The organism is Gallaecimonas zhanjiangensis (genome assembly GCF_057624825.1).
This window is the reverse complement of sequence record NZ_CM172603.1, coordinates 1304752-1320452: the sequence shown is the minus strand read 5'-3', so window position 1 is coordinate 1320452 and position 15701 is coordinate 1304752. Positions and strand designations below refer to the sequence as shown.

The window sequence follows — 15701 nt, the reverse complement described above, 5'->3', positions numbered from 1 at the left end:
CCGCTCCAGGCGTGACTAAGAGACGACTTTGCACCATGAACTAAACGCAATTGTGATGCGCTTCCCAGTCCCGAAAAAAGGCGTCACTTCATGATTCAGATACGAAGGAAAAATAACCAGAGTGCCTGGAGTTGTTGGCAGATTCACCGAGCCGCCGCTAAATGGTGATTGCAGTCGCCCGTTACCCGCATCAAGGAACATATTGGCGCCTGGCTTGGTATCAAGAAAACGCAAGATGCCATTATCCTTACGAGTCTGATCAGGCTGACCATCATCAACGAAGTAAACCCCTGACCAAGATGACATGGGGTGAGTGTGAGCAGAGATGTAACCACCGCTCTCGGTGATATGAAACCAAGACTCGTTTTGAATGACCATTTTCGACAGGGTTTGGTCGTCATAGCCATTTAAAGTTTTTATTAAAGATGAGACCGCCATCATACAAATGGACTTAAGGGATTGCACTGCTGGATGTTGCCACTTGAACAACTCCAGCTCACTCTCAAAGATGCCAACCTGCACTGTTGGTGTTGGCACCGGGTTACGGTATTTGCTCGGGTCTCTTTCCGCATCAAGGATTAATTCTTTGAGTGCTTTGTTAAGGGCTTCGCTGTTTTCAACCTGATGTATGCACAAGGGCGTTGCAAAAATAGGTGAAATTTTCATCTATGGGGATTCTCCAACATACCTGTTATAAGACGTCAAACAGGGCTACTCCAAACGAGCAGCTGGCCAAATAGCTAGAGCTATTGGGGCCGATAAAAAAAGGCTGCCAACAGGCAGCCTTTTTACTTTAACCAATATTCTTAGAACTTGGCGCTTACACGGAAGTACATGAAGCGGTCCAGGTTCGCACGATAAGTGGTGACGTCGAAGTTGTTGGAAGACAGGGAGTCTTCGGTATCTTCGGGAGTCGGCTTGTCGTTGAATACGTTGTCGATACCAACAGTGAACTGGACGTTGTAATCCTGCCAGAAGTAACCGGCTTGGATGTCGTTATATACGACCTTGCCCGGGTTGTTCATGTAGTAATCGTACTGTTCGGCGTAGATCTGATCGATATTCATGCTGCTGATGTAACGGGTTTCCCAAGAAGCAGACCATGCATCGTAGTTCCAGTCCAGGCTCAGGTTGGCTTTAACACGGGGGAAGCCAGCGTCACCGAACTCGATACCTTCACGGTGGATAGGAGTGCTAATGCCGGAAGCCAGGTCAACAACAGTGTCGACATACTCGTCTACGTAGTTACCGTCCAGAGTGACCTTGAAGTCACCGAAGCTAGTACCGAAGCCGTAGGCTGCAGTGAAGTCATAGCCTTTGGTTTCGGTCTTACCGGAGTTGATATAGCCGTTCAGCAGCTCGGTCACGTCACCGGTAGTAGCATCACGAGTGATGTATTGGCACAGTACAGTACCTGTTTCGGCACAGGTGTCCAGAATAGTCTGGGAACCGATACGGCCGATGGTGTCTTTGATCTCGATGTCGTAGTAGTCAACGCTGACGTTGAAACCTTCCAACCAGCTGGGGTTGTACACGAAACCCAGGGTGAAGGAGTCAGACTTCTCAGGCTTCAGGTCCGGGTTGGAAACCCAAGTAGCACGGATCTGAGAGTTTGACTGCTCATAGGAAGTGGGTACACCGGCACAACCAGGAGCACCTGCACCACCGTCGTTACAAGGATCACTTACGTTGTCGTAGGAGTCAGAACCACCTTGGTACAGCTCAGCGATAGAAGGTGCACGGAAACCTTCAGCCTTGGTAGCGCGCAGCAGCAGATCGTCGATCGGGCGGTACTCAATACCAAACTTGGTGGTGGTTTCGGAACCGAACGCGTTGTGCTTGGAATAACGAGCCGCAGTAGACAGGGTCAGGTTATCCAGTACCGGGATAAAGAATTCGGCATAGGCTTCTTTGATGTTAAAGCCACCAGCAGTCGCATCACGCTGGTTACCGGAAGAAGCACCAATTTGAGTCAGCGGATCCGGAGTATCGAAACCTTTCTCGTCACGGCGTTCAACACCGAAGGCGCCTTGCACGGCACCGGCAGGCAGTTCGAACAGGTCACCGGTGATGTTGGCAGTGATGTCACGCAGTTCCTGGCCAGAGTTGTCAACACCGGTAAAGGTGATGTAGTCGACCATGCCTTGAGTGATGGAGCCTTCGCCACCGAACAGGTTCAGCGGCACACAGCCGGAGGTTGCATTACAGGTATCTACATCACCCAGAGCGGTTTTGATGTGATCGTAGTTCAGCAGACCAGTGGTGGTATCGGTAGAGGTGGATTTACCGTAGATGTAGTTGATGTCCCAGGTCCAGGAGGTATCACCGATACCGCCGCTCAGACCAGTACTCCAACGGTAGGTGTTCACGTCTTGGCGATAAATACGGTTGCCGGCTTCAGTCACACGGCGCTGGATACGGACGTTATCGTTTACACCGTCACCGTCGTAATCAGTCAGGGCTGAACCGTTCAGGTCAACACCCCAGATGTTATAGGGGTTGTTCGCGGCAACGTTAACAGACCCGGCAATAACACCAAACTGCGAACCAATGGTCAGCGGCATGGCGGCCAGCAGCTGGCTGGATTGACGGTTGGTGTACAGGAAGTCGGTATTCAGGCGGACATTGTCAGTAATGTCGTAGTTGCCGAGAGCATACACGCTCTTACGGTCCTGCGGGGTTTGCAGGTAGTTCTGAGGCGCATAGTTGTAATAGTCACTGAAGGGTTCATAGTCACTAACTGCGCTACCATCAGTGCCTGCTACCAGCTGCGCATTGGCAGGCATGTTGGGATCGATCTTGTTGAAACCGGTAAAGTGGCCATTAGGAGTAGTGGAGCTGTAACCGTACTTGGAGATCTCACGGTCCCCAGCCCAGGTAGCAGCCTGAGTAGTGTAGGAAGCGGCCAGCAGCATGTTACCGCGTTCACCAGTGGTGCCTACGGTGAACTCATAAGAGCGAATGGTGCCGTCTTTCTCTTTGGCGTTGCGGCCCCAGTAAGCAGAAGCCTCGGCACCGTTGAAATCATCTTTGGTGATAACGTTAACAACACCGGCGATGGCGTCAGAACCGTAAACGGCAGAAGCGCCGTCTTTCAGCACTTCAATACGCTTAACAGCGGCCAGCGGAATGGTGTTGAGGTCAACAGCAGAACCTACGCCGCCGCCACCGATGCCGTTGATCATACGGCGACCGTTCAGCAGCACCAGTACACGCTTGGAGCCCAGGTTACGCAGGTCAATCTCAGTTGCACCGCTACCACCGTTGTTAACAGCAGTGTTCAGGGCAGAACCGGCACCAGGCAGTTCTTGCAGCAGGTCACCCAGGCTTTGGATACCGGTTTTTTGGATGGCGGCCTGATCGATAACAGTAACCGGAGAGGCACCTTCGATATCGGTACGTTTGATACGAGAACCGGTAACTTCGATACGCTCTACGGTTTGGTCGCCGTCAGCAGCGTAAGTAGGAATGGAAGTCACAGCAGCGGTGGTAGCACCAGCAAGCAGAGCCCAACGGACTGAGCTCGCCAACTTACTATTGCGATACATAATTATCTCCCTGGACCATTTTCATGGCTTATTGTTTCAGCTTTGTATTGATTACCAGCTGTTGTTATTGGGTTTAACCCAACCGTCGCCAAACTATAAACACGTAAAAGAACATCAGTCAACACTGTGATTACAATTGACAAAACAAGTCTCGACAACTGTGAACAAACTCAACACAAGCCACAAAATACAAAGAGTTAGTAAGTAAAAGCTGACTATTAAAGGAGGTTCTTTTAGCAAAGATGTAAACTGCTTTTCACCATCCCGGCCAAGCAGCTCCAAGCCACCTCGTCATTGACTGTACATTTCTCAGGCAACTTGCTTATTTCCCTAAGTTAGCCAGTCCACTTTTTAACCATTTCTTTTGGCGCTAACCGCATTTGTTAAATTTTCACCATCAAAAAGACCGTTTTTTAATCAACATGCGTTTAAACACAATTTTTAGGTACAATCCCGTCACCCCTCTTAGCCCGACCAACCACTTTGCTTTCCGATAAAACCAAGACCGAGATCCAGCGCCTCTATCGTACTTTGGGTGAACAAAGCCCCGGCTTTCGCCCACGTAAGGGCCAGCAGCAGTTGATAGCAGAGGTTGCCAAAACCCTGGGGGGCGAGTACCACCGCCAGCAGCGGCTGCTGATGGCAGAAGCCGGCACCGGTGTCGGTAAGTCATTGGGTTATCTGATAGGCGCCTTGCCGGTTGCCCGGCACCATAAGCGCAAAGTGGTGGTAGCAACGGCGACGGTGGCGCTGCAAGAACAGCTCATCAAGAAAGACATCCACCAACTGGTTAAAGCGGGGCTTAAGGTCGAAGCGCGGTTACTCAAAGGCCGCCAGCGCTATTGCTGCCTTCATAAGCTGCAAAGTGCCACCAGTGCTGCCGATCTCTTTAATGGCGCCGACCTTTACCAAAAGCTGCTGCATAGCTATGCAACGGGTAAATGGGACGGCGACCGAGACAGCTGGCCCAAAGTGATCCCCCAGGAGCAATGGCGTAACTTGGAAAGCGACCGCTTGAGTTGCAGCGGCGCTGGCCATCGCGATTGCCCTTATTGGAAAGTCAGAGATAAGCAGGAGCAAGTGGACTTGTGGGTAGTCAACCACCACGTACTGCTCACCGATCTCGCCCAGGGCGGCGGTACCTTACTGCCCGACCCTGACAACACCTTTTACATCATCGACGAAGCCCACCACCTTGCCGAAAGCGCCCGTTCCTTTTTGCAGCAGCACAGCCGCCTGCTGGCCGACAAAGACTGGCTGACCCGCCTGCCGGGCTGGCTCGATGAATTACAGGGCTTTGTTAAAAAAGACAGCCTGGTAGGCCCTACGATGGTGGTGCAAGACACCGCCCATGAACTGGCCGGCGGCCAGCAAAGTGTCTACCAGTGGCTTGGCCGCCAGCGCTTTTTTGACGAGCCCCAATACCGCTTTCCCGAAGGGAAATTGCCCGAATGGCTTAAGAATGTGGCAGAAGATCAGCACGCCGCCGCCCAAAAGCTCAACGGCAAGCTGCAACAGGTATTGGCCCTTATCGACAGCGACAGCACCCCGAAATTACTGCCACTGCAAGAGCAGCTGCTGACAGCCATGGAAGGCGCCGAGCGCCTGCAAAAACTCTGGGGAGCACTGGCCGCTGACCAAACCATCCCCTGGGCCAAGTGGCTTGAGCGCACCGAAAAAGACATTATCCTCTCGGCCGCCCCCATCGAGGTGGCCAACGAGCTTAAATACAAGCTTTGGGAGCCTTGCGCCGGTGCGGTGCTGGTCTCGGCTACCTTGCAAAGTCACCAGGGCTTTAGCCACGCCGCCCGAGAGCTTGGTCTTGGCAAGATGGAAGGTTGCCAATATAAAGTGCTGCCCTCGCCTTTTGACTACCCCAATCAGGGGCGGCTGGTGATCCCCGCCATGAAGACCGATCCCTCCGACAGCGCCTTTACCGACGAGTTGGCCGAAGTGCTCCCCCAATGGCTGCCGGCCGATGAGGCGTCTTTGGTGCTTTTTGCCAGCTACTGGCAGATGGAAGCGGTGGTGAAAAAGCTCGAAGGCCGCCTACCCATCGCGCCGTTGGTGCAGGGCCGCGAGAATCGCCAGGCCATGCTCGACGCCCATGCGCTGCGGGTCAAAAACGGCCAGGGCTCCATCCTGTTTGGAACCGGCGCCCTTGCCGAGGGCCTGGATCTTAAAGGTGAGCTGCTGACCAACCTCATTATCACCAAGCTGCCCTTCGCAGTGCCTGACGATCCGGTAAGCCAGGCCCAGGCCGAATATATCGAAGCCAAGGGCGGCAACGCCTTTATGTCCCTGGCACTGCCGCAAGTCGCCAGGCGGTTGGTCCAGGCCGCCGGGCGGCTGCTGCGCTCTGAAACCGACCACGGCACAATAGTGCTCTTGGACAGGCGCCTGGTGACCCGCCGCTACGGCGCCCAACTGCTCAATGCCCTGCCCCCCTTTCGCCGCGAAATAACACGCTGATCCCAAGGAGCCTTACGTGACCGACCTGGTATTGCAGCCCGATGTTTGGCTGTGGTTGCCAATGGTGGCTTTTGCCGCCGGCTTTATCGACGCCATCGCCGGGGGCGGCGGCCTGTTAACAGTGCCAGCCCTGCTCACGGCCGGCTTGCCGCCGCACTTGGCTTTAGGCACCAATAAGCTCTCCTCTACGTTCGGGGCCAGCACCGCATCCTGGGCCTTTTTTAAAAAGCGCCTATTTGATCCGGCGCTTTGGAAAGTCGCCGCCCTTGGCACTTTGCTCGGCGCCCTGTTCGGCACCTTGACCGTCGACTGGTTAAAAGCCGAATGGCTGGAGAAACTCTTGCCCCTGGCCGTGCTGGGCGCCGCTCTTTACACCTTGCTGATGCCAAAGGTAGCAGCGGGCAAGCGCCACCTCCCTCAAGGGCAGCGCCTCAACACCAAGCAAGGTCTGCAAGGCGCTGTGCTGGGTGCCTACGACGGCGTATTCGGCCCCGGCACCGGCGCCTTTTGGACAGTGTCGACCGTGGCCCTTTATAAGCTCGACCTCCTCCATGCCAGCGGCGTGGCCCGCACCATGAACTTCATCTCCAACCTCACTTCGTTGGTCACCTTTGCCCTCTTGGGCCATATCCATTGGTACCTGGGGCTGGCCATGGGCTCGGCGCTGATGGTGGGGGCTTATCTTGGCGCCCTCTGTGCGATACGCTTTGGCGGCAGCTTTATTCGCCCCATCTTTATTACCGTGGTGCTGGTCATGGCCGGCAAACTGGCCTGGGAGGCCTGGTGGATCAACTAGAAGCCGTTAACCGCCTGCGGGTCGCCCTTGACGAGCTGGCAAGACAAGCGGCGCAGGCCGACAGCGAACGCGCCCGCAAGGGCCGGCTGGCTAGAAACCCCAACAAGGCTTTGTTTCCAGAAGGGTTGTTCCGGCAAAAGGGCCGCGCCTTCGCGCCCTATATCGACGAGCTATCAGACAGCCTCGATGATTTAGCGGCCCTCGCGCCCCAGCTCAGCCCCCAGGCCATCAGCCATCGCCTGGAAGCCTTTGAGAATAAATTCCTGGCCCTTAAGCGGGCCATCAACCAGCAGCGCCTGGCTGACGATACCGGCCCTGCCGTGCAACCGGCCTTAAGGGCGGTGGTGGGGCGCTACCGGCCGCTTTACGACAAGCTCAAGGAGTACAAAGAGTACGAGCGGCGCCTGGACCAGAAAATTCGTGAATTAAAAAATGACAGCTTCATGACAATGCAACATCAGGCTGAAATACTGCGCCAGTATCAACGCCTGGGACGCTGTCGCCAGGCCATTACCGAACTGGAAGAACGTCTGGAGGCCCTTGAGGCCGCCTGGAGGCACTAAATGCGTTTGAAGTCTTTGCTGGCCCTGTCCCTCTTTACTCTCTCGGCCCACGCCGCCGAACTGACATTGTCGGACGCGGTCTATGTCCACCAGTTGGATAACCAAGAAGTCAAAAACTACCTGTGGAACAAAACCGACAAGCTGGAGCTCAGCCCCGGCCAGCACCAGCTGAAGGTCAGCTACTCCTGGATCTTCGACGATGGCTTTGAGTCACACACCAAAGTGACGGTAGACGAGCATTGGATCACCCTCGATATCCCAAAAGACGGCAACTACCTGCTCACCACTCCTGAGCTTATCGACATCGATGCCGCCGAGAAGTGGGCCAAAGCCCCCAAGTTCGTGCTGGAAACCGCTAAAGGCAAAACCTTAGCCGCCGTTGCGCCCCGCCCCGACGCACCGCCGCCGCCCCCGGCTCCTGCAGCTGCCGCCCCGGTAACCGTTGATGGCACCAACATGGCTGAGCAGCAACTCCAGTACTGGTGGAGCCAGGCCGACGCCGCGACCCGGGCCCGCTTCAAAGCCTGGTTAGACAAACAGCACTGATGCTGCCACTGGTTTATCACACCAGTTACAGCTTTCCCTTGCCGGCCAATCACCGTTTCCCGGTCGGCAAGTATGCGGCGCTCCGATCCTGGCTTGACCAGGATCTGGCCGGCCACCCCCACCGCTATTTCAGCGCCGAGCCTGACCCCAACTACCCTCGCCGCTGGCACGAGCCAGCCTATGTGGAAGGCTTTCTCAGCCAGAGCCTGCCGACGATGATGGCAAGGCGCATCGGCTTTCCCATGAGTGAGCGCCTTATCGAGCGTACCCTGGCCGCCAACAGCGGCACCTTGTTGACCGCCGAACTGGCGCTGCAACATGGCCTGGCCCTGCATCTATCCGGCGGTTACCACCATGCCCATTACGCCCAGGGCGGCGGCTACTGCATCTTCAACGACCTGGCCATGGCCGCACAGACCTTGGTGGCGCAAGGCAAGGTGCGCCGGGTATTGGTGTTCGACTGCGATGTACACCAAGGGGATGGCACCGCCACCATGCTGGCCGGCCACCCCGATTGCATCAGCGTGTCGGTACATGCCGAGCGTAACTACCCGGCCCGCAAGCCAGACTCCGACCTTGATGTGGCGCTACCAGCCTCCATTGCCGACCAAGCTTATCTGGCGGCCGTAGAAGAGGCGTTGACCTTGGTGCTGCGCCTTTATCAGCCGGATCTGGTGCTGTATGACGCCGGTGTCGACATCCATGCCGACGACGAGCTGGGGTATTTCAATGTCTCAAGCCAGGGGCTTTACCAGCGCGACTTACTAGTGCTAAGCCGATGCCTGGCTGCCGATATCCCGGTGGCTGCCGTGATTGGCGGCGGCTACCAAAAGGATTTACAAAAGGTGGTGGCGCTGCACCGGCTGCTGTTCAAGGCCGCCGCCAGCATTGCGCCATGAAAAAGCGGGCATCAGCCCGCTTTTTTATTCACCGCCAAGGCTAAAGCCCAGGCGCTTTTTCACCTTCGCCGGCAGCACCGGCAGCGCATGTTTGGGCAACAGATAGGTGGAGATGGCATAGAGGTCGGTAAAGAGCCGGTTGGCTTCGGTATTGCGGCGCAGGTAGTCCGAGCCACTGGAGCCGCCAGTGCCAATCTTCGAGCCCAGCATCCGCTGCACCATCAGCACATGGCGGTAACGCCAGGCAGTGAACAGCTCGTCGATTTCCATCAGGGTGGTCAGCAGTTGGAAGGGCAACTGAAAAAGGGGCTCATCCCGGTAGAGGTTGATAAAGAGCGCCGACATCAGGGCGTCGTGGCTGAAATTGAGCTGCCCTTCTTTTAACAGTTGCTGGTAGTGGCCGTCGTCAAAGAGCGCCATAAAGCGGTCGCGGGTGGCGGCCAGCTCTGCCAGTTGGTTATCCCGTTCCTTGCCGTCAAAGGTGGTGCGGATAATGGCCTCGTCAGAGTCCAGCATCTCGCTGGCGCCTTTGCGGTAGTGCTCCCAAAAGGCGAAATCTTCAAAATCCAGCAGCGGCAGGCGCGACAGCCAGCGGTCCAGCTGCTCGCTCAGGGTCTCCTGCCGCTCTAGGGCCAGCAGGTAGTTGCGGTCTTTATCGTTAAGGCGCGAGTAGAAGAAATCCCGGTCGGCCTGGGTACGTTGGGTGCGGCGCAGCCCAAGCAGAATTTCCAGCTCTTTAAACTGCACCGACTGAAAGCCAGACGCGGGTACCAGGTAGTCTCGAAATTCCAGGAAGTCTTGGGGCGACATGGTCTCCAGCACCCCAATTTGGTCATTGATAAGCTTTTGAATGGCGGTAAAACGCTTGAGCCGATGTACCACGGTGGCCAGGGCGTTGTCGTCTAAGACCGGCCCGGCAAAGAGCGCCATCACCGAGCGCAGTTCATGGAGCAGCTGCTTGAACCACAGCTCATAAGCTTGGTGGGTAACGATAAAGAGCATTTCATCATGGGCAGGGTTGCCATGTTTTTCGCTCTCCATGGCCTGGGCGTCCAGCAGTTTATTGAGCTGCAGGTAGTCGCTGTAATAGCAGGCATTGAGATTTTTGCGCATAACCTTGAGTGGCCTGTTGTTTTAATCAGGCAGAAGGCTACGTCAGGGATAGGGGTAAGGCAAGGAAGGTGGCTCCCTCTCCAGCCACACCCCGGCACACGAGTCACCTGCTGTGGCTGCTTCCTTCCGGACCTGACCAGGTTCACAGGGTATCGTTGCGAGGGGACCGGAGAGGTCGCCGAGCGCTATTATCCATAGCCCCCCACCCAACGGCAAGGCGCAATGGCTCGTTCGCTCAGAAATCCGGCACTTTTATTAGAAAGCGCCAAAAGCTACACTTTTTAGCAACATACCAATAAGACGCTTGCCCATGGACTTGCCACCACCCACCGACGTTCCCGTTCAAGAGCTCAGGCTTTGTGTGGCCAAGGCCGCTTTGGATTTCAAGCTGGCCAGCTCCCTGCTCTACGCCATCATCAAGGCCGAAGGCGGCAAAAAAGGCAGCATGAACGTCAACACCAATGGCACCCTCGATCTTGGCGTCGCCCAGATAAACTCCATCCACCTGCCCGAGATGCAGCGCTACTACCCGCACCTGACCTTGCAAAAGCTGGCCACAGACACCTGCACCAACGTCCATGTAGCCGCCCGGCTGTTTCGCAGCCATCTCGACGAAACCGGCGGCGACATCTGGGAAGCGGTGGGCCGCTACCATTCCAAAACCGACAAATACAAAGAGAAGTATCAGCAGCGGGTGGTGAGTTACTGGCTGGAGTTCTCCAAGGCCAAACGCTGATGTGATAAGGTGTCGCCGACTTTTCGGAGAGACCCCATGCAGCCCCTCGTTTATCGCCCCCCACAAGATCCCCTGGCCGTCCTGTTTGAAGACAAGCACCTGTTGGTGGTGGACAAACCCTCGGGGCTGCTGTCGGTACCGGGGCGCGAAGAGGCGCACAAAGACTCGGTGGTCAGCCGAGTAAGAGTGCGCCACCCCCAGGCCGAGGCCGTGCATCGCCTGGACATGGACACCTCCGGCATCCTGGTGCTGGCCCTTAATAAAGAAGCCGAACGCAACCTCAAAAACCAGTTTCAGCAGCGCCAAACCCACAAGGGCTACCAAGCGCTGATTTGGGGCTGCCCCGAGGCGCTGTCGGGCAAGGTGGAGCTGCCGCTGGTGTGCGACTGGCCCAACAGGCCCCGGCAGATGGTGTCCTTTGAGCACGGCAAACACGCCCTCACCCATTACAAAGTGACCGAGCAGCAGGGCAATATCAGCCGGGTGGAGATGACCCCGGTAACGGGCCGCTCCCATCAGCTGCGGGTGCATATGCAGGCGCTGGGCTGCCCCATTATCGGCGACCGCTTTTACGCCGAGGGTGAGGCCCTGGCGGCGGCCGAGCGGCTGATGCTTCATGCCCATTGGCTGCAGATCCAGCATCCGGTGAGCGGCGACAAACTCAAGCTGGTGGCGCCGCTGCCGTTCTAGCATCAGCCCATGGCGGTTGCACTGCTGTTTTTTTGCCGCCAACATGGGCAAAAACAGCAGGGAAACCACCATGAGCTTTCACTCTTTTATTCCGCCACGTCGTACCCTGATGGGCCCCGGCCCCTCGGATGTTTACCCCAATGTGCTGGCCGCCCAGAGCCGCCCTACCCTCGGCCACCTCGACCCGCTGTTCATCGGCATGATGGACGAACTCAAAATCCTGCTCCAATACGCCTTTCAAACCAGCAACCCCATGACCCTGGCCATCTCGGCCCCCGGCAGCGCCGGCATGGAGGCTTGTTTTGTCAACCTGGTCGAGCCCGGCGAAAAGGTGATTGTCTGCCGCAACGGCGTTTTTGGCGGGCGCATGCTAGAGAACGTCAAGCGCCTTGGCGCCGAGGCGGTGGTGGTCGACAGCCCCTGGGGCCGGGCCGTGGAGCTAGATAAGGTCAAAGCGGCCATCAGCGCCCACCCGGACGCCAAGTTCCTGGCTTTTGTCCATGCCGAAACCTCCACCGGCGCCCTCAGTGATGCTGAGGCGCTGTGCGCCATGGCCCGCCAAGCCGGCATGCTCAGCATTGTCGATGCCGTTACCTCCCTTGGCGGGGTGCCGGTCAAGGTGGACGAATGGGGCATCGACGCCATTTATTCGGGCAGCCAAAAGTGTTTGTCCTGCGTGCCGGGGTTATCACCGGTGAGCTTTAGCCCGGCAGCGGTCGAGAAGATAAAAAATCGGCAAAGCCCGGTGCAAAGCTGGTTTTTAGACCAAAGCCTGGTGATGGGGTATTGGGAAGGGGCCGGCAAGCGCAGCTACCACCACACGGCCCCCGTCAACGCCCTCTATGCCCTGCACGAAGCGCTGGTGCAACTGCACAGCGAAGGGCTGGAACAAAGCTGGCAGCGCCACCGCCAAATGCACGAGCGGCTGGCCGAAGGCCTCGGCGCTCTGGGCCTTGATTTTATCGTGCCCCAAGGCGAGCGCCTGCCCCAGCTCAATACGGTGACCATCCCCAAAGGGGTTGACGACGCCGCCGTGCGCGCCGCTCTTTTGAATGACTACAACCTGGAAATTGGCGCTGGCCTCGGCGATTTTGCCGGTAAAGCCTGGCGTATCGGCCTGATGGGCTACGGCGCCCGGCGCGAGAACGTCACCCTTTGCCTGGCCGCCCTGTCCGAGGTGCTGAACAAATAACGGCGCCTTAAAGTCCAGGTCCGAAAATGGCGAGCCAGTACCGTGCTGGCTCGCTATCATGGCACCATCCTCAGCGGAGATGGTGTATGCAACTCAACGATGACGCCTGCTACCAGGCCCTTATCAGCCGCGACAGTCGCTTTGATGGCCGCTTCTTTGCTGGCGTACTCAGCACCGGCATTTATTGCCGCCCCGTCTGCCCGGCCCGCAAACCCCTTGCCGAGAACTGCCGTTATTTCAGCAATGCCGCTGCCGCCGAGGCCGCCGGTTTTCGCCCCTGTCTTAAATGCCGCCCCGAGTTGGCGCCGGGCCAGGCCTGGAGCGATGGTGCTGCCATGGTGGCCCGCCGCGCCGAAGAGGCTATCAGGGCGGGCGACTTTCACGATCTCGCCACCCTGGCCGAGCGCCTTGGGGTCACAGACCGGCACCTTCGCCGCGCCTTTGCCAGCCGCTTTGGCGTCTCCCCCGTAGCCTACGCCCAAACCCAGCGGCTACTGCTGGCTAAAAAGCTGCTGGCTGAAACCACCTTACCGGTGGTGGATATTGCCATGGCCGCCGGTTTTGGCAGCTTGCGGCGCATGAACAGCCTCTTTGCCGAGCGCTACCAGCTCACTCCCTCCAAGCTTCGCCGCCAAGCCGAAGCGCCGGCGACCGAACTGACTTGCCGCTTGGCGTTCAGGCCGCCTCTCGATTGGCAGGCAACGCTGGCCTTTTTAAAAAATCGCGCCATTACTGGCGTCGAGAAAATCGAAGCCAATGAGTACTGGCGCACGGTGCGCCTCGATTACCAAGGCAAGATGCACCAGGGCTGGCTGAAGGTGGCACTGGCCGGCAATGAACTCACCGTTACCCTCAGCAACGCCTTGATTAAAGCAGTGCCGCCGGTGCTGAGCGCCCTTCGTCACCTGTTCGATCTTGACGCCGAACCGGCCGAAGTGGCGGCCAACCTGGGGCCATTGGTTAACAATCCGGGGCTACGCGCCCTCGGGGCCTTTGACGGCTTTGAAATGGCCATGCGCGCCATCCTTGGCCAACAAATCACGGTAGCAGCGGCCAAGACCCTGGCCGGTAGGCTGGCCACCCTGGGCAGCCCTTGCCCGGATGCACCAGAAGGGCTGAGCCATTGCTTTCCGACGCCAGCGCAAGTAGCGGCATTAAGCCAAGAGCAGCTAGGGCAGATGGGGGTTATCCGTTCGCGAAGCCGCGCCATGCTGGCCCTGGCGAGCGCCGTGACGGAGGGTCTTGAGTTATCGCCTTCGGCCGACATCGACGAGATAACGGCCAAGCTGCAAAGCCTGCCCGGCATCGGCCCCTGGACAGCGAGCTATATCGCCATGCGCGCCCTGCATTGGCCCGACGCCTGGCCTGTAAACGACCACGGCCTCAAGGCCGCCACCGGCCTTGATAGTCCCAAGGCCCTCGCCCACTACATGAGCGCTTTTAGCCCCTGGCGAGCCTACGCCACCCAGCATTTGTGGAGTCAGTTATGAAAGCCCACCTGAGTCTCGCAACCCCTTTGGGGGCACTGCACCTTGTCGCCGAAGAGAACGCTTTGATTGGCGCTTGGTTTGACGGCCAAAAGCACTTCCCGGCGGCGGACGATTGGCAAAGCGCCGGGCAAGAGCCGCTATTAAAGGAAGCAGCCAGCCAGCTTGGCGCCTTTTTTACCGGCCGTCTTACCCATTTCAACCTGCCGCTGGCGCCGCGCGGCACCGACTTTCAGCGCCAAGTTTGGCAGGCCTTACAACAAATTCCCTTCGGCCAAACCTGCAGCTATGGCGAACTGGCGAGAGATCTGGGTAAACCCAGTGCGGTGCGAGCCGTGGCGGCAGCCAATGGCCGCAACCCGTTGTCGGTGATTGTGCCTTGCCACCGGGTAGTGGGCAGCAATGGCGCCCTGACCGGTTACGCCGGCGGCCTGGAGCGAAAGGCCTGGCTGTTGGCACTGGAACAAAAAGGCCGCTAAATGCGGCCTTTTTTCAGCTGTTACCCAGCAAGAGCTTTAACCCCAGCGCTGTCATCACGAAACCTGCGGTGCGGTCGATAGCGGTCTTGGCCCTAAGATAAGTCTGGCGGGGCTTTTCAGCCGAGAGCGCGAAGGCCACCAGCAAATACCAGAGGGTATCAACGGTAAAAGCGCAAAGGGGCAACGCCACGTACATCCAGGGGGAGATCTGGGCCGGCAGCAGGGCCGAGAAGACCCCGGCAAAGACGATGGCGGTTTTGGGGTTGGCAAGCTGGGTTAGCAACCCGAACAGCAGGGTCTTGGTCAAACCGCACTTTTTACCGCCGTTACCGTCAAAGGCCAGCGGCGCACGGGCGTGGCGCAAAATCTTATAGGCAAGGTAAAGCAGGTAACAGCCGCCACCAATCTTCAGTACCCAAAAGGCCATGGGCACGGCAGCCAACACGGCGTGCAGCCCCAACAGGGCCACCAGCGCAAAAACACCGGCGCCAAGACCACTACCAAGAGCGGTCATAAAGCCATGGCTACGAGACACCCCAGCGGCAGTGCGCGCCACCACCACAAAGGTGGGCCCCGGGCTCATGGCCCCTATGGCAAGGGCGCCGGTAATGGCCGCCACCGACATCAACTCCTGCATCAGCTAATCCCTCCAATCATCAAGCCGCCATTACACCTCAGGGCCGCATAAAAGTCAGGTGGGATTTCCAGAAGGGAAAGTCTTACCGGCAGCTCTTAACGAGGGCGACTCTCGCAATCGCGTTCAATGTGCACAAACTGGCGTTCATCTTTTACTAACCAACCTTGCCTAGCAACGCGCCTAGCCGTATCGGCCAGAAGCTTCAAATCGATGCCTTCAGCCACGATATCGGCGGCGTCTCCTGCTCGGTAACGATTACCGGGGGCTCCCCCCACGCGCAGATCCTGGCACTCACAACGGCTGCTTTCGACTATCCGAATAGGCACAGCCAGCACGTCTCTTACCTGTTGCAACAAAAACACCAACTCCGGTGCCACACAAGCCAAACCGCATCCGCAGCGGCATGCAAACTCGGCTCGGCTGAAGTTACTCGTTAGATCGCCCAAGAATATCTCGCAAAAAAAAGCCTGCAGAAAACCTGCAGGCGGTGGAATAGGAACGGACACAAACCGAAGCCTTTATAACCGAAGAACCTGCAGGAGG

At 57.6% G+C, this 15701-nt stretch carries 15 protein-coding genes and 1 other RNA gene; 10 read left to right on the top strand and 6 right to left on the bottom strand.

Going from position 1 to position 15701, the window contains the following annotated elements:
* Positions 1–15: 15 nt before the first annotated feature.
* Positions 16–666: a TIGR02466 family protein gene (locus AC22G1_RS06180; RefSeq protein ID WP_487315984.1), complete on the bottom strand. Its 651-nt coding sequence runs from the start codon at positions 664–666 to the stop codon at positions 16–18.
* A gap of 140 nt (positions 667–806) precedes the next feature.
* Positions 807–3548: a TonB-dependent receptor plug domain-containing protein gene (locus tag AC22G1_RS06175; RefSeq protein ID WP_487315983.1), complete on the bottom strand. Its 2742-nt coding sequence runs from the start codon at positions 3546–3548 to the stop codon at positions 807–809.
* A 483-nt stretch (positions 3549–4031) separates the two neighbouring features.
* Here AC22G1_RS06175 and dinG point away from each other — a divergent pair, with 483 nt between their 5' ends.
* The 5 genes from dinG to AC22G1_RS06150 are packed head-to-tail and all read left to right on the top strand — an operon-like array spanning position 4032 to position 8824.
* Positions 4032–6020, top strand: a complete 1989-nt coding sequence (gene dinG, locus AC22G1_RS06170) for an ATP-dependent DNA helicase DinG (RefSeq protein ID WP_487315982.1) — start codon at positions 4032–4034, stop codon at positions 6018–6020.
* A 16-nt stretch (positions 6021–6036) separates the two neighbouring features.
* A complete protein-coding gene (locus tag AC22G1_RS06165) occupies positions 6037–6816 on the top strand; it encodes a TSUP family transporter (RefSeq protein ID WP_487315981.1) in 780 nt (259 codons plus the stop codon).
* Positions 6804–7379 (top strand): primosomal replication protein PriC, encoded by a 576-nt coding sequence (gene priC / locus AC22G1_RS06160; protein WP_487315980.1) that lies wholly within the window; start codon positions 6804–6806, stop codon positions 7377–7379. The genes AC22G1_RS06165 and priC overlap by 13 nt, the downstream gene beginning before the upstream one ends.
* Complete coding sequence (locus AC22G1_RS06155; protein ID WP_487315979.1) at positions 7380–7925, top strand: DUF2057 family protein; 546 nt, start codon at positions 7380–7382, stop codon at positions 7923–7925.
* Complete coding sequence (locus tag AC22G1_RS06150) at positions 7925–8824, top strand: histone deacetylase family protein (RefSeq protein WP_487315978.1); 900 nt, start codon at positions 7925–7927, stop codon at positions 8822–8824. The genes AC22G1_RS06155 and AC22G1_RS06150 overlap by 1 nt, the downstream gene beginning before the upstream one ends.
* Positions 8825–8848: 24 nt before the next feature.
* Here AC22G1_RS06150 and AC22G1_RS06145 read toward each other — a convergent pair whose 3' ends face one another.
* Together AC22G1_RS06145 and ffs are read right to left on the bottom strand one after the other, a co-directional pair.
* The gene (locus tag AC22G1_RS06145) at positions 8849–9937 is read right to left on the bottom strand and encodes a tryptophan 2,3-dioxygenase family protein (RefSeq protein ID WP_487315977.1); all 1089 of its coding nucleotides are present in this window, start codon (positions 9935–9937) and stop codon (positions 8849–8851) included.
* Between the two features lie 75 nt (positions 9938–10012).
* An RNA gene (gene ffs / locus AC22G1_RS06140) (signal recognition particle sRNA small type) lies at positions 10013–10109 on the bottom strand.
* A 138-nt stretch (positions 10110–10247) separates the two neighbouring features.
* On the opposite strand from ffs, the gene AC22G1_RS06135 reads away from it, so the two are divergent.
* From AC22G1_RS06135 to AC22G1_RS06115, 5 genes are all read left to right on the top strand, one after another.
* Positions 10248–10673, top strand: coding sequence for a lytic transglycosylase domain-containing protein (locus AC22G1_RS06135; protein ID WP_487315976.1), 426 nt, complete (start codon positions 10248–10250; stop codon positions 10671–10673).
* Positions 10674–10709: 36 nt separating this feature from the next.
* Positions 10710–11363: a bifunctional tRNA pseudouridine(32) synthase/23S rRNA pseudouridine(746) synthase RluA gene (gene rluA, locus AC22G1_RS06130; RefSeq protein WP_487315975.1), complete on the top strand. Its 654-nt coding sequence runs from the start codon at positions 10710–10712 to the stop codon at positions 11361–11363.
* 70 nt (positions 11364–11433) lie between these two features.
* A complete protein-coding gene (locus tag AC22G1_RS06125; RefSeq protein ID WP_487315974.1) occupies positions 11434–12555 on the top strand; it encodes a pyridoxal-phosphate-dependent aminotransferase family protein in 1122 nt (373 codons plus the stop codon).
* Positions 12556–12641: 86 nt separating this feature from the next.
* On the top strand, positions 12642–14045 hold the full coding sequence (locus tag AC22G1_RS06120; protein WP_487315973.1) for an Ada metal-binding domain-containing protein: 1404 nt from the start codon (positions 12642–12644) through the stop codon (positions 14043–14045).
* Complete coding sequence (locus AC22G1_RS06115) at positions 14042–14521, top strand: methylated-DNA--[protein]-cysteine S-methyltransferase (protein WP_487315972.1); 480 nt, start codon at positions 14042–14044, stop codon at positions 14519–14521. The genes AC22G1_RS06120 and AC22G1_RS06115 overlap by 4 nt, the downstream gene beginning before the upstream one ends.
* Positions 14522–14534: 13 nt before the next feature.
* Here AC22G1_RS06115 and AC22G1_RS06110 read toward each other — a convergent pair whose 3' ends face one another.
* Together AC22G1_RS06110 and AC22G1_RS06105 are read right to left on the bottom strand one after the other, a co-directional pair.
* Positions 14535–15158, bottom strand: coding sequence for a LysE family translocator (locus tag AC22G1_RS06110; RefSeq protein ID WP_487315971.1), 624 nt, complete (start codon positions 15156–15158; stop codon positions 14535–14537).
* Positions 15159–15253: 95 nt separating this feature from the next.
* Positions 15254–15535 (bottom strand): D-Ala-D-Ala carboxypeptidase family metallohydrolase, encoded by a 282-nt coding sequence (locus AC22G1_RS06105; RefSeq protein WP_487316697.1) that lies wholly within the window; start codon positions 15533–15535, stop codon positions 15254–15256.
* Positions 15536–15701 lie beyond the last annotated feature (166 nt).